This is a genomic window from Shinella sp. GW821-FHT11G07 (assembly GCF_058808115.1).
On record NZ_JBXARJ010000023.1, the window covers coordinates 21,056 to 34,828 of the forward strand.

General features: G+C 61.8%; 12 protein-coding genes. 11 read left to right on the plus strand and 1 reads right to left on the minus strand.

Annotated features, from left to right (window positions below; translation table 11 throughout):
• The first annotated feature begins 148 nt into the window (after nucleotides 1-148).
• The 8 genes from AC1RT2_RS29905 (at nucleotide 149) to AC1RT2_RS29940 (ending at nucleotide 9,002) form a co-directional block, all read left to right on the plus strand.
• Nucleotides 149-1,012: an ABC transporter permease gene (locus AC1RT2_RS29905; protein ID WP_493107845.1), complete on the plus strand. Its 864-nt coding sequence runs from the start codon at nucleotides 149-151 to the stop codon at nucleotides 1,010-1,012.
• 1 nt (nucleotide 1,013) lies between these two features.
• On the plus strand, nucleotides 1,014-1,802 hold the full coding sequence (locus tag AC1RT2_RS29910) for an ABC transporter permease (RefSeq protein WP_493107847.1): 789 nt from the start codon (nucleotides 1,014-1,016) through the stop codon (nucleotides 1,800-1,802).
• On the plus strand, nucleotides 1,799-2,890 hold the full coding sequence (locus tag AC1RT2_RS29915) for an ABC transporter ATP-binding protein (protein WP_493107849.1): 1,092 nt from the start codon (nucleotides 1,799-1,801) through the stop codon (nucleotides 2,888-2,890). Before AC1RT2_RS29910 ends, AC1RT2_RS29915 begins: the two co-directional genes overlap by 4 nt.
• Entirely contained in the window at nucleotides 2,890-3,621 is a 732-nt protein-coding gene (locus tag AC1RT2_RS29920) for an MBL fold metallo-hydrolase (RefSeq protein WP_493107851.1), read from the plus strand. Before AC1RT2_RS29915 ends, AC1RT2_RS29920 begins: the two co-directional genes overlap by 1 nt.
• A 12-nt stretch (nucleotides 3,622-3,633) precedes the next feature.
• The gene (locus AC1RT2_RS29925) at nucleotides 3,634-5,067 is read left to right on the plus strand and encodes an aldehyde dehydrogenase family protein (protein ID WP_493107853.1); all 1,434 of its coding nucleotides are present in this window, start codon (nucleotides 3,634-3,636) and stop codon (nucleotides 5,065-5,067) included.
• A gap of 151 nt (nucleotides 5,068-5,218) precedes the next feature.
• Nucleotides 5,219-6,097, plus strand: a complete 879-nt coding sequence (locus AC1RT2_RS29930; RefSeq protein WP_493107855.1) for a DMT family transporter — start codon at nucleotides 5,219-5,221, stop codon at nucleotides 6,095-6,097.
• Between the two features lie 218 nt (nucleotides 6,098-6,315).
• A complete protein-coding gene (locus tag AC1RT2_RS29935) occupies nucleotides 6,316-8,379 on the plus strand; it encodes an adenylate cyclase (RefSeq protein ID WP_493107857.1) in 2,064 nt (687 codons plus the stop codon).
• A gap of 110 nt (nucleotides 8,380-8,489) precedes the next feature.
• A complete protein-coding gene (locus tag AC1RT2_RS29940) occupies nucleotides 8,490-9,002 on the plus strand; it encodes a 2'-5' RNA ligase family protein (protein ID WP_493107859.1) in 513 nt (170 codons plus the stop codon).
• A gap of 12 nt (nucleotides 9,003-9,014) precedes the next feature.
• On the opposite strand, the gene AC1RT2_RS29945 is transcribed toward AC1RT2_RS29940, so the two are convergent.
• Entirely contained in the window at nucleotides 9,015-9,518 is a 504-nt protein-coding gene (locus AC1RT2_RS29945; protein WP_493107861.1) for a hypothetical protein, read from the minus strand.
• Nucleotides 9,519-10,204: 686 nt separating this feature from the next.
• Between AC1RT2_RS29945 and AC1RT2_RS29950 the strand changes: the two genes are divergently transcribed.
• From AC1RT2_RS29950 to AC1RT2_RS29960, 3 genes are all read left to right on the plus strand, one after another.
• Nucleotides 10,205-10,405, plus strand: coding sequence for a cold-shock protein (locus tag AC1RT2_RS29950; RefSeq protein ID WP_069063067.1), 201 nt, complete (start codon nucleotides 10,205-10,207; stop codon nucleotides 10,403-10,405).
• A 528-nt stretch (nucleotides 10,406-10,933) separates the two neighbouring features.
• A complete protein-coding gene (locus tag AC1RT2_RS29955; RefSeq protein WP_493107863.1) occupies nucleotides 10,934-12,379 on the plus strand; it encodes an alginate export family protein in 1,446 nt (481 codons plus the stop codon).
• Nucleotides 12,360-13,700: a serine hydrolase domain-containing protein gene (locus AC1RT2_RS29960; protein ID WP_493107865.1), complete on the plus strand. Its 1,341-nt coding sequence runs from the start codon at nucleotides 12,360-12,362 to the stop codon at nucleotides 13,698-13,700. Before AC1RT2_RS29955 ends, AC1RT2_RS29960 begins: the two co-directional genes overlap by 20 nt.
• The last annotated feature ends 73 nt before the right edge of the window (nucleotides 13,701-13,773 follow it).

The following is a 13,773-nucleotide window of genomic DNA, read 5'->3' on the forward strand; positions in this document are numbered from 1 at the left end:
GAGGATGACGGTGGGGAGGGTGTTAGCCCGCCCCACCGAACGGTGCGGCCTGCGATATCGTTTCCGCGTTACCCCGCTTCTCTTCTTTCGTCATCCTCGGGCTTGACCCGAGAATCCAAGCTCCGAGCACCGACGAGGACCTGCCCCCATGACTGCCACTGCCTATGAGCGCGCGGAACGCCGCAAGGCCTGGGCCTTTGCCCTGCCGGCGCTGCTCTGGACGGGGTTTTTCTTCCTCGTGCCCTTCGCCTACATGGCGGCGATCAGTTTCTGGACGCGGCAGGGGCGCGAGATCGTCGCAACCTGGACGCTCGATAACTACATCGCCTTCTTCGGGAAAGCGCATCTCTTCAAAGGCCTCGTCGTCTCACTCGAGATCACCGCGGTCGTCACCGTCATCTCCATCGTCCTCGCCTACCCGCTCGCCTGGATCATCGCCGAGCGCGTGCCGAAAAAGTGGCAGCGCTTCGCCCTCGTCATGGCGATCCTGCCGTTCTGGACGTCCTATGTGGTGCGCTCCTATTCCTGGCTGCTGGTGTTGTCAAAGGGCGGTGTCGTCAACCAGTCGCTGCTCTGGCTCGGCGTGATCGCCGAACCGCTGGAGCTTTCCGCCAACCGCACCGGCACGATCATCGGCTTCGTGCACTTCTTCGTCATGCTGCTGACGCTGACGATCTATGCCAACCTCATCCAGCTTTCGCCGAACTATCGGCGCGCGGCGGCTGATCTCGGGGCCAACGCGTTGCAAACGTTCTGGCATGTCGTGTTGCCGCTGACGCTGCCGGGCGTCATGGTCGGCGCGTTCCTCACCTTCGTGCTGTGCATCGGCGACTACATCACGCCGCAGATCCTCGGCGGCAATAACGAACTGGTCCTGCCGCAGGTCATCATGCTGCAACTCGGCCGGCGCGCTGATTTTCCGATGGCGGCTGCGATGTCGCTGGTGCTGATGGCCGTCGTCACGCTTGCCTATATTGCCTGCGCACGCTGGCTGAAGATGGAGAGGACGTAACATGCGACACCTCACCACGACGCTCGCCGTCCTCTATGCCGGCCTGATCTACCTCTTCATCTTCCTGCCGGTCATCGTGCTGGTGCTGTTCTCCTTCCAGGACGGCACGCTTCCCGTGCCGCCGCTGAACGGGTTGACGCTGCGCTGGTACGAGGCGATCTTTTCCGATAGCAAGCTGATGGCGGCGCTTGGCAACTCGCTGATCGTCGCGGTCCTCTCCTCGGCGGTCGCCTGCATCCTCGGCTTCCTCGCGGCCTACGCCTTCGCCCGCTATACATTGCCGGCCTCAGGCTTGTTGCGCGGCCTTATCGTCGCGCCGATGACGGTCAGCACGCTGATCATCGGCCTTGGCCTGCTCTCGGTGCTGAACCTCACCGGCATGCGGCTTTCGCTCCTGACCGTCGGAATCGGCCATGTGGTGATCAACCTGCCGCTCTGCTTTGCCATCATCTATGCCTCCATGGGCGGACATCAGGTGAATATCGAGCGAGCGGCGCGTGATCTTGGCGCAAAGGACTGGCAGGTCATGCTGCTCATCACCGCGCCCATGCTGCTGCCGTCGATCCTCGCCGCCTTCTTCCTCTCCGTCACCTTCAGCTGGGACGAGTTCATCGTCGCCTTCCTGTTGTCGCGCTTCGACGTCACGCTGCCGGTCGAGATCTGGAGCATGCTGCGCTCCGGTCTCGATCCCCGGACCAATGCCATCGGCAGCGTCGTCTTCCTCATCTCGGTCGCGTTCCTCATCCTCATGGAACTCACCGTCTTCCGCAAAACCGGGAAATCCTCATGACCGCCGACGTTTCCATTCGTAACGCCACCAAGGTCTTCGGTGCCTTCCGGGCACTCGACGATGTCTCGCTGGATATCGCCGCCGGCGAGTTCATCGTTCTGCTCGGCCCTTCCGGCTGCGGCAAGACGACCCTGCTTTCCATCCTCGGCGGCTTCATCGAACCGACCTCCGGCACGATCGCGATCGGCGGGCGTGACATGACCCATGTCTCCCCAGCCAAGCGGCCCACCACGACCATGTTCCAGGACTATGCACTCTTCCCGCATATGTGCCTGCGCGACAATGTCGGCTTCGGCCTGCGCATGCGCGGCATGGGCAAGGCGGAACGATACGAGAAGGCGTTTTCGCTGCTCGATCTCGTTGGCCTGAAGGCATCATCCGCCAAGAAGCCGCACGAGCTTTCCGGCGGCCAGCGACAGCGCGTGGCGCTTGCCCGCGCGCTTGCCGTCGATCCGGACGTGCTGCTGCTCGACGAGCCGCTCGGCGCACTCGACCTGAAGCTTCGCCGGCAGATGCAGGATGAGCTGAAGGCGATCCAGAAGCGTGTCGGCACGACCTTCGTGCATGTCACTCACGACCAGGAGGAAGCGATGGCGATCGCCGACCGCATCGTGGTGATGAACAAGGGCCGCATCGAGGATGTCGGCACCCCCGCCTCGATCTACATGCGTCCGCGCTCATTGTTTTCCGCAGGTTTCATGGGCGAGGTGAACCTCCTGCCCGCAAAGATCTGCGGCACGGCGGCAAACGAAGCAGAAGTGGAAACCGTGCTCGGCCGCGTCGCCCTGCCCGCCTCCGCCTTCGTATCCGGGTTTCCCGTTGCGGGCCGCGACGTGACGCTGTGCATCCGACCCGAGCATTTCCGCAGCGCCAATGCAGTAACCCCGACCGTCTCGCTCGGCCGCGGACGTATTATCGGCAGCGCCTTCTTCGGCACGCATCATCGCTGCCATGTCGCGGCGGACGGTCTGGCGCTGACGGCGCACCTGCCACAAACAGAGATGCCGGAAGTCGGCGCAGAGCTTGACCTTCGGCTGAAGGCGGATAGCATCGTCGTGCTTCAGGACGGAGCGGGAGTGGGACAGTAATGCAGCGCATCCGCCCGGAGGATTGGTACAGCGTGCGTCGCCTCGACGACGACGTGACGGCTATTTCCGAGCACTATATCCAGGAATTCTATCGCTGCAATGTCTGGCACATCCGCGGACGTGAGCGCGACATGCTGGTGGATAGCGGCATGGGCGTCGTTTCCCTGCGCGAATGGGTGCCGCTTGTGACGGAGCGTGACCTGATCGCGGTGGCGAGCCACACGCATTTCGACCATATCGGCTGCCACCACGAATTCGAATGCCGCGCCGTCCATTCGGCCGAGGCCGATCTTCTCGCCAACCCGACACGGGAAAAAACGCTCGCCGACCCTTATGTCACCGACGACATCTTCGACGCGCTGCCGCCCGAGCCCTATTGCTCGAAATGTTATGCGGTGAAACGAGCCCCGGCGACGCGTATCCTCGAAGACGGTGACGTCATCGACCTCGGCGACCGCCAGTTCGAGGTCATCCACACGCCGGGCCACTCCCCGGGGGGTATTGCGCTCTACGAAAAGGCAACAGAAATTCTCTTCTCCGGCGACATCGTCTACGATGGACCGCTGATCGAGGACACCTACCATTCCAACCTGGCGGATTACATCGCCTCGATGGAGCGGCTCATGACCCTGCCGGTGCGGCTGGTCCATGGCGGCCATTTCCCAAGCTTCGGCGGGGAACGATACCGCCAGCTCATCAAGGGCTGGCTCGATGAGAAACAGAAGAACTGACGGGAGATCAGAATGCTCGACAAGCGCAAATTCTACATCGATGGCCAGTGGGTCGATCCGCTGAAGCCCAATGACCTTCCGGTGATCAATCCGGCGACGGAAAAGCCGATCGCGGTCATCTCCATGGGCACCGCCGCCGATATCGATCGCGCCGTCGCCGCTGCCAAGAAGGCGTTTGCGACCTACAGCCAGACCAGCGTCGAAGAACGCCTGGCACTGCTCGAAAAGCTGCTGGAAATCTACAAGCGCCGCTATGAGGAAATGGCACGCACCATCACGCTGGAACTCGGCGCGCCGATCTCCATGAGCACCGAGCAGCAGGCGGATGTCGGCGTCGGCCACCTCCAGGGATTCATCGACGGCCTGAAGCGCCTGAAGGCCCGTGAAGTGCTGCCGAATGGCGACGTCGTGCGCCGCGAGCCGATCGGTGTGTGCGGCCTCATCACGCCGTGGAACTGGCCAATCAACCAGATCGCGCTGAAGGTCGTGCCGGCACTGGCGACGGGCAGCACCTGCGTGCTGAAGCCCTCGGAATTCACCCCGCTCAATGCACTGCTCTATGCGGAGATGGTCCACGAGGCCGGTTTCCCGGCGGGCACGTTCAACCTTGTCAACGGCGACGGCCTGGAGTGCGGTGCAGCCCTTTCCAAGCACAAGGACGTCGACATGATGTCCTTTACCGGCTCCACCCGCGCTGGCATCGCCGTCAGCAAGGATGCAGCCGAGACGGTCAAGCGCGTGACGCTGGAACTCGGCGGCAAGTCGCCGAACCTCGTCTTCGCCGATGCCGATCTTGAAGATCGCGTTGCCGGCAGCGTGCGCGAATGCTTCAACAATTCAGGCCAGTCCTGCGATGCGCCGACCCGCATGCTCGTCGAGCGCTCGGTCTATGACAAGGTCGTCGAAATCGCCGAACGCACCGGCAAGGAAGCTAAGGTCGGCAATCCGGAAGAGGCCGGCGAACACATCGGCCCGCTCGTCTCGCACGTCCAGTTCGGCCGCGTTCAGGCGCTGATCGAGGCGGGCGTGGCGGAAGGCGCACGCGTCCTGGTCGGCGGCCCCGGCAAGCCGGAGGGTTTTGAGACCGGCTACTTCGTCAAGCCGACGATCTTCGCCGACGTCAACAACAACATGCGCATCGCGCGTGAAGAGGTGTTCGGTCCCGTACTCGCGATCATCCCCTTCGACACCGAAGAGGAAGCAATCGCGATCGCCAACGACACCGCCTACGGCCTTGCCGCCTATCTCCAGACTGGCAATCCGGACCGCGCGGAGCGCGTCGCCGCAAAGCTGCGTGCCGGCATGGTGCACATCAATGGCGGACCGCACCGCTATGGCAGCCCGTTCGGCGGCTACAAGCAGTCCGGCAACGGCCGTGAAGGCGGCATGTTCGGGCTTGAAGACTTCCTTGAAGTGAAGACCGTTCACCGCCCCGACGCGGCCTGACGGCCGTCTCGCCATAAAATCGGAGCGGCGCTCGCAGGGGCGCCGCTCTTCTTATGTGCTCAATGGCCTTTCACTAAATTAGCCTGACCCGGCTGGTTCAAACCGCCCCGGTCTGATAGCCCGCTGCTTTCCCGACCATCGGACTGTCACCTTGTCCCAGATTACCCGCTCCCAGCACGCCCGCTTTGCTCTCATCGCTCTCCTGATCGGCGGTGCGGCCATTGGCGGATCGCCTATTTTCGTCCGCTTGTCCGAGGTAGGGCCGCTGGCGACGGGCTTCTGGCGTGTCTCGCTGGCGCTGCTGCCCTTCTTGCTGATCTCACGTGTCACGAAGGAGGCGGAGGAGCGGCCTTCTGGGCTGCGGGACTACGTCGTCCTGCTCCTACCGGGCGCTTTCCTCGCCATCGACCTTGTCGCATGGCACCTCTCGCTGCACATGACCTCAGTCGCCAACGCGACACTGCTCGCCAATCTGGCGCCGGTCTTCGTGACGCTCGGCTCCTGGCTGGTTTTCCGCACGCGCATCACCCCCATATTCCTGACGGGGCTGGCGCTGGCGCTGGTCGGCATCGTCGTCCTGAAGGGGGGACCGGCGGCCATTGGCGGCGGACAGCTTGCGGGCGACGCGACGGCCATCGTCGCCGCCATCTTCTACGCCTGCTACATGCTGGCGATCGGCCATGTCCGGTCGCGCTTCTCGACACTGCGCATCATGGTGTGGACGACGTTTTCGGCTGCCATCTGCATGCTGCCCATTGCCTTGTTTTTCGAAGGCAGCCTGATGCCGGTCACGCTCTTCGGTTGGGCAATGGTCGTCGGCCTCGCCTTTATCAGCCATGTCAGCGGCCAGGGGCTCGTTACCTACGCGCTGGCCTATCTGCCGACAGCCTTTTCCTCCTTGACGTTGCTATTGCAGCCCGTCGTCGCAGCAATCCTTGCCTGGCTCGTGCTTTCCGAACCCGTTGGCATGATGCAGGCCGTGGGCGGGTTGATCGTGCTTGCGGGTATTCTTGTCGCGCGGCGCGGATGACATTTCTCCACCGATACTCCACGCCTACGGGCTGCCGGCGTCAGGTTGGTATCTGGATTTTGCATCTCTGATGAATGGGCCTGCTATTGTCCGGTAACCACGCGATGGTTGTCGCTATTGCGGCCTACACCCGCAATCTATAGCATTTTGCCGGAAGTTGGTGTGAGGCAAAGTCGTGGCCGGCGCGGCCCCGTGCTTTCACGCTTCGGGGGATGTCCATGATTTATGCTGCCTATTCTGGGGCGGAAGGATCGCGACCAGACACCATCGCGTGCCGCGGGCAACTCGCGCGGATAAGACAGAGCGCTGCCTTCGATGCAACCGACCGCGAGTGCCGCTTGCTCGAATACGTGGTCGAGGAGACACTGGCGGACCGGGGCAACCGCATAAAGGCCTATACCATTGCGCTCGAGGTGTTCGGGCGAAGCGATGCCTTCGATCCACAAGCTGATCCAATTGTGCGCATTGCCGCCAGCCACCTCCGCCGCGCCCTGGAACGATACTACCTGACGTCCGGCAAGGCCGATCCGATCGTCATCGATATTCCCAAAGGCAGTTATGTTCCGAGCTTCTCCATAAAAAGCATACCGAACGATGGGTTTCCCAATGTAGACGAGCAGCGAGGCGCGAATGGAGGCACACTCGAACGATACGCCGGGTCGCCTATGCGCCCTCCGCCGGGAGCGCAGGATGTTCGCGTTCAGCTGCAGCGTCTCGATTCAAGCCTCGAATTTCCCCAAACGGGACGAGTGGGCCTTTTCCTGACCTATATCGTCGAAGAAGTGCTGGCCGGGCGCGAAGCGCGAATTAAAGGGCATTCCATCGCGATCGAGGTGTTCAAGCGATCGGAGAGTTTCTCGCAGGACGATCCCGTCGTGCGGATCGAAGCGGGCAGGCTCCGACGCGCACTGGAACGCTACTATCTGGTTGCCGGGTCGAACGATCCCGTCAGGATCGACATTCCGAAAGGCGGATATGTTCCGGTCTTTTCCTGGCACAACGAGAGTTCGGAGGCACCGCCCCGCAACCAGCCCCGGCCGTTTGAACGCTCCAACCCGGCCACTGGCGCGCTCTGGCAGGGCAGAAGCCGGATGCTGTTTGCGATTGTTGTCCTTGCCAGCTTAGGCGCCTTCGCCTACGGCCGCTGGACGATGGACGACACCGCTATCCAGCAGGCTGATATGCTGGGGATTGGACTCCCAACGCTCATAGTCGCCCCCTTTGCCAACCTCGGCGACGGTCCCGACGCCCAAATCCATACAAACGGATTGACAGAAGAACTGCTGACCGCTCTCCCCCGGTTCAAGGAGATAAGGGTGTTCAGCCGCGAAACATCCCAATCCCTGCCGTCGGATGTCGGCATGTCGCAGGCTCGGGATGGCGATGCTGCGCCCTATCTGCTCTCCGGCGGCGTGCAGACGGCCGGCAGTCGTATCCGGGTGACGGCAAGGCTTCTTGATACCAGCAATGGTGCAATCCTGTGGTCGCAGGACTATGAGAATGACCTGCGCTCCCGCGACCTCTTCACCATTCAGACCAACGTTGCCAACAAGGTGGCGGCGACCATCGCGCAGCCATACGGCATTATTGCCCAGGCAAGTAACACCAAACTGCCGCCCGATGATCTTGGAGCCTATACCTGCACCTTGAACTTCTACACATATCGCAAGGCGTTGAGCGTCGAACGTCATGCGGACGTTCGTGACTGCCTGGAAGGGGCTGTCGCACGCTATCCTGGATATGCCACCGCCTGGGCAATGCTTTCCATTCTCTATCTCGATGAGGAGCGGCTTGGATTCAATCCGAAACCCGACGCCGGCGAACCTCTGCAACGAGCACTTCGGGCAGCACGCTCAGCCATCCAGCTGGACCCCGCCAACGTTCGTGGCCTTCAGGCGCTGATGACGGCGCTGTTCTTCGATCGGCAAGTAGCCGAGGCGATACGGGTCGGGGAACAGGCACTGGCGGCAAATCCGAACGATACGGAACTGATCGGGGAATTCGGAACCAGGCTGGCCATCGCTGGGCAATGGGAGCGAGGCGTGGCACTTCTGGATGAGGCGCTTGCCCTCAACCCGGGCAGGGGCGGATATTATCACGGAACCCGCGTGCTCGCGACCCATATGCCTGGTGACTCTCGGGCGGCGGCCTTCGGCGCCGGACTGCGGGAGGACGCGCGACAGGCAAGCAAGACAGTCACTCGGATGCGGCCGGATTTCATCGTATCCGGTAGCGTCGTCCCCGTCAGGGCTTCAACTACAGCCGTTTTTTCTTCTCCTTGACGGATAAGATGCGACACGCCACTTCCTTCGCTCAGAGCTGTTCGTGATGCGGCCGCGGTATACCTAGACCGTCAGGCCGGCAGAGCGGCTGCCATTTTGAGGTGAAGGCTTTGAAGGCTCCGGTCATCATCACGGCGCGGATCGAGGAGGCAGACCTCCTTCCGTTCGACGCGCTTCGCAGCCGGCATTTCCCAGCCAAACGCAATTTTCTGCGCGCCCACCTCACGATGTTTCATAAATTACCCTACGAAGAGGTTGAAAACATTCGCGCATGCGTTCGCACCGAGGCAGCCGGGCACCGGCCGATCCTGGCGGAGGTCAGCGCCGTCCGTCATCTCGGTGCGGGAACCGCTTTCACGATCACATCCCCGCAATTGATGGAAATTCGGTCAAATCTCCGGACGCATCTTTTGCCGACGCTCGGCCCACAGGACCGTCAGACGTGGCGGCCGCACATCACCGTGCAGAACGGCGTGCCGCACACCCAGGCCGATGTGCTCTTCGAGATGCTGTCGGAGGACTTCGTTCCCTGCCAGATCAGGATCATCGGCATCGATATCTGGCAGTATCTCGACGGGCCATGGGCGCCGATTGAATCGTGCCTGTTTTCTGCGGGCAGCTGATCAGCCGGCTCTTTACTTCCACTCGAAGGCCCGCACCCCGCGGTACGGCCGCTCGGCAACAAGGGCGGATGGATCGTCGTTCGCCGACACATAGGCCAATGCGTCCGCTTCATCGTTGAATCCGATGAACACCATGAGCATGGACCTGGCCTTGGGTTGGCCCTTCTTGCGATAGGAAAAATTGACCGCGCAATGCGGATATTGTCCATCCAACGCGCGCGCCTGCGTCCCGTTACCAGTCAAGGCCACGAACTGGCCAAGAGCGAAAAACCGGTCGATCGCAGCGAAGGACGCCGCCTGTGAAATCTGCTGGTTGGCGACGGTCGCAGCGGAACGGCCATAATATAGGCTGTCCGTCTGACTTTTGCGCCGTTTCGTCTCGTAGACGACAAGGCCGCCGGCGGCCGCCAGTTCGAGGCGCGTGTCAAAACTCTGGAAGAGGTCGGGATACCGATCCAGCTCGGAAAACAGCGCCCTCAAGTCCGCGACGTAATCAGCATACAATCCAACGCTCATGAAACCTCGCCCGCAGCCCTTCGATCAAAGCGCGACTGCCTAGCACGCGCACGGCGCGCGGCAAACTGCTTTCCAAGCCCGGGCTCTTCTAGTCGACGGTGCCGGAAAGAAAGATGGTGCCCTCGGAAGTAACCACATTGCCGCCCACCTGACCCTCGGGAAAGAAATCGTATCGTTCTTGTCAACGAGGGGCGGCCGATGCCAACACATAGATGTAGCTTGCTTTCCTCATCCACACTTGGATGAAGCCGATGTCGAAGACGTCGATCGGACAGGATATCAACAAGATACGACCGCGTTGCCGCAAACTATCTGCCCGCCCTGGCGCTCGTTTCAACACTTATAGCCGGGCGCTGACCGAGCCTTCGCGACAGGACTTGGGGCCGATGGCGTTATACAATCCATTTTCTCCTGAAACGGCCGTAAGTACACGGCGGGTAGAGATAAAATGCGAAAGTCGCCTCCAGGCGCGCGGCCGGCAGCATCGCCATGGGGTTGCTGCAATCACCCCGAGCAGTTGAGCATCCAAATCCGGCAGGCTGCTATGGGCAGACGAGACACAACTCGTTCAATTTGGAGGCTGCATACACAGGAAATTTTATCATCTACGAATGTCTTGCGAATAATGTGCAACAGCTATAGGTTTTCTCCGCGGCAATCAGCTGTAGAATCGTCGAGGATAAGTTATGGCCACTGGCACAGTTAAGTTTTTCAATGGAGAAAAGGGTTTCGGGTTCATCACGCCTGAAAACGGAGGAACGGACGTGTTCGTACACGTATCCGCGCTTCAGGGCGGTTCGCTGAGCGAAGGCCAGCGCGTAAGCTACGACGTCGGCCAGGATCGCAAGACCGGCAAGTCGAAAGCCGAAAACGTTCGCGTTCTCTGATGTACCGTCGGGTCTGGATCGACCGCATCGCGAAACTCGATCCGCCTGAGCCAGCTGGCAAATAAGTATTGTGTGGACGCGGGGCTAAACCACGCGTCCACACCACAGGTCTCCAGCGAGACTGTACCACCTCAAAAGCGCATAGACGTTGAACGCCCTGCTTCAAATCGTCTTCGGACTGCTTTTGAGATATCCCCTGGGCAAACCATAGCCGAAAAAAACCTCGCCCCCTCCGGCCTAGGCCGAGGTCGAGTGGGCGTTGACACTTTCCGACCGCCGCTGGCTTATGCGGGCGGCCGATCATCAGGCCACGTTGCCGTGGTCGATGCGCTGCGCCTCCAATGCTCCGCATTTGTCGCGCGTTAGAGCGCGAAAGGCGCAGCTCCGGGACGGCCGTCATATCTCGTCAAAACCGGGAACGACCTTTTTGCGCATCAATCTCGATTGAATGGGGTATTCTTGCGAATCCGTGCCTATGCTGGCGCGGTCATCTCTGTTTGGGTTTCCAAACCGGTATCGGAGTGCGGCATGGGAAATGTGAGGGACGGTCGGCGGACGACCGCAACCCTACTGGCCATCGGTCTGGGGCTCGTGCCCGCTGCTGCAAGCGCCCAGGATCCGATGCTCCTGATCGACGAGCCGGGCCTGGAAGTGCGGCTACACTTTCAGGCGGGCATCAATGTCGTGGCTGAGCAGAACCTGTTCTGGAACTTCGCCGATACCTTCGCGCCGGAGGCCAATTTCGACAGCGATACGCGATGGCTCGAAGGGTATTTGATGCCCGACATCAGCTTCACCGCGGATGCCGGCGACCTGCTGGCAATCTACGGAAAACTGTCCTTCGTCGCCTCGGGTACCCTGGGCACGGATGCCTTCGACGCGGGCGGCACGGGTGCCATCACGCTCGAAGACGGCTATCTCGGCATACGCTCCACGGCGGAAACCGGCCCTTTCTTCGATATTTCCCTCGGGCCGCGTCCGTTCAAGGCGGGAACGGGCATGCTGATCGCCAATGGCGGGTCGAGCGGCTTCGAGCGCGGCGCCTTGAAGCTCGGCCCCCGCACGGCCTGGGAACAGGCGGCCCTCCTGCGGTTCGGCCAGGATGACGTGACCGCGACGGCCTTTTTCATCGACGCGAATGAACTGTCCGACACGGACAGCGGAACGAAGATCGCCGGGGGCGACCTGCGCTATGAGACAGACGACGGACAATATGCCGGCCTCACGATCGGGCATGTCCTGGAATCCAACTCGCCCTATCCGCGGGCTGCGGCCGGCGGTATCGGCCCGCCGGTAATCATGCCGGGCGCGCGCGACGGGTTGAGCTTCGCCAACGCCTATGGCCGGACCCAGCCCTTCGATGGGGCGATGGCCGGGTTTTTCATCGGAGGCGACCTCGCCTACCAGTGGAATCCTGAGATCGACCTGCAGGCATGGGGCGGCCGCATCCAGATCGGCTATGTGTTCGAGGAACTGTCCTGGGCGCCGACGATCGCCTACAGCTACCAGACCTTCTCCGGCGACGATCCCTCGACCTCGCGCGTGGAGCGCTTCGACCCCCTGTACTATGAAGGCAATCCCAATGCCTGGTCGACAGGCACGAAGTCGTCCATGATGTTCCTCAATACGAACGTGAACGCACACCAGCTCAGTCTGCAGGTGAGGCCGACGGAGGCCGACACATGGACGCTGCGCTATGCGCATATCCGCGCCAATGAACTGAACAGCCCGATCCAGTTCGGCCAGGGCACGCGCCTCGACGACATCGACGGTACACCGACGCCGATAGCCGGCGTCGGCGATTACCACCTCGCAGACGACGTCTATCTCGAATATTCGCGCGTCATCAATCCCAACACCTTTCTGACGGCCGGCGTCAGCATTTCCATTCCCGGCAAGGGCATGGATTCCCTGACCAAGGAAAATTCGCCGAACTGGCTTGGAGGCTTCGTCAATGTCATCGTCAATTTCTAAAACCCTGTCAGTCGCACTCGCGGTCGCCCTGCCGGTTCTGGCATTGCCGCTCGGCGCCTCGGGCCAGGACACAGCGCCGCTTTCGGCGGAACAGTCGGATCCTCGCACCCTCGGCTGGATGCAGGGCTTTCCGCCGCCGGAAGACAAGATCATCCGCTTTTCGGACAGCGACTATTTCAGCTTCCCGAAATCGCGCTGGACGGTCTGCCATTTCCGCCAGCTGATGCCGACGACCAATGTGAGCCGCGGCCTCGGTGCGCCGGCTATGCTCAAACGGAAGATCGATCCCGCCATCGACGGCGTCACCTTCCGCCCGACCGGCGCTGACCAGGATATGACCTGGCTGCAATCGCTCTCGGCAAACTACACGGACGGCATCGTGGTGCTGCACAAGGGCGTGCTCGTCTATGAGCACTATTCCGGTTGCCTCAACGAGGCGGGGCAACATGGCGCCATGTCGGTGACGAAATCACTGACTGGCCTTCTCGGCGAGGTTCTGGTTGCCGAAGGCGTGCTCGACGACAAGGCCAACGTCGCGACCGTCGTTCCCGAACTTGCGCAAAGCGCCTTCGGCGATGCGACGATACGGCAAGTGCTCGATATGACGACGGGCCTGCGCTACAGCGAAGACTATGCCGATCCCAATGCCGACGTGTGGATCTATTCGGCCGCTGGCAATCCCCTTCCCAAGCCTGAGGGCTATACCGGCCCCCGCAGCTATTTCGACTACCTGAAGACGGTCGTGAAACAAGGCGAACATGGACCGGCCTTCGGTTACAAGACGATCAACAGCGATGCGCTCGGCTGGATCATCGCACGCATCTCGGGAAAATCGGTGGCGGACCTGCTGTCGGAGCGGATCTGGAGCAAGATCGGCGCCGAGCAAGATGCCTACTACACAGTCGATTCCACCGGCACGCCCTTCGCAGGCGGCGGCCTGAACGCCGGCCTGCGCGACATGGCGCGCATCGGCCAGCTGTTGCTCGATGGCGGCATGGCAGGTGGCCAGCGCCTCATCCCGCAGAAGGCGATCGACAGCATTCGCGCTGGCGGCGACAAGGCGGCCTTCGAGAAAGGCGGCTACCCGGCGCTGAAGGGGTGGAGCTATCGCGCGATGTGGTGGATCACGCACAATGCCAACGGCGCCTTCATGGCGCGCGGTGTGCACGGCCAGGCGATCTACATCGACCCCACCGCCGAGATGGTCATCGCACGCTTCTCCTCGCACCCCGTCGCCGGCAACGCCGCCAACGACCCGACATCGCTGCCGGCCTACGAGGCAGTGGCCCGCCACCTGATCGAGCAACCGACAACGCCGTGACGCCGGCCCGATCGACAACACATCGAACGGGCTGGTCCTGTCGGGACCGCGGATCCCGTGCTAGGTCTCCTTG

What these genes read in the sequence shown, in the direction of transcription:
- AC1RT2_RS29905 (WP_493107845.1), top strand. Translation starts at nt 149, where the DNA reads ATGACTGCCACTGCCTATGAGCGCGCGGAACGCCGCAAGGCCTGGGCC.
- AC1RT2_RS29920 (WP_493107851.1), top strand. Translation starts at nt 2,890, where the DNA reads ATGCAGCGCATCCGCCCGGAGGATTGGTACAGCGTGCGTCGCCTCGAC.
- AC1RT2_RS29925 (WP_493107853.1), top strand. Translation starts at nt 3,634, where the DNA reads ATGCTCGACAAGCGCAAATTCTACATCGATGGCCAGTGGGTCGATCCG.
- AC1RT2_RS29935 (WP_493107857.1), top strand. Translation starts at nt 6,316, where the DNA reads ATGATTTATGCTGCCTATTCTGGGGCGGAAGGATCGCGACCAGACACC.
- AC1RT2_RS29955 (WP_493107863.1), top strand. Translation starts at nt 10,934, where the DNA reads ATGGGAAATGTGAGGGACGGTCGGCGGACGACCGCAACCCTACTGGCC.
- AC1RT2_RS29950 (WP_069063067.1), top strand. Translation starts at nt 10,205, where the DNA reads ATGGCCACTGGCACAGTTAAGTTTTTCAATGGAGAAAAGGGTTTCGGG.
- AC1RT2_RS29915 (WP_493107849.1), top strand. Translation starts at nt 1,799, where the DNA reads ATGACCGCCGACGTTTCCATTCGTAACGCCACCAAGGTCTTCGGTGCC.
- AC1RT2_RS29960 (WP_493107865.1), top strand. Translation starts at nt 12,360, where the DNA reads ATGTCATCGTCAATTTCTAAAACCCTGTCAGTCGCACTCGCGGTCGCC.
- AC1RT2_RS29910 (WP_493107847.1), top strand. Translation starts at nt 1,014, where the DNA reads ATGCGACACCTCACCACGACGCTCGCCGTCCTCTATGCCGGCCTGATC.
- AC1RT2_RS29945 (WP_493107861.1), bottom strand. Translation starts at nt 9,518, where the DNA reads ATGAGCGTTGGATTGTATGCTGATTACGTCGCGGACTTGAGGGCGCTG.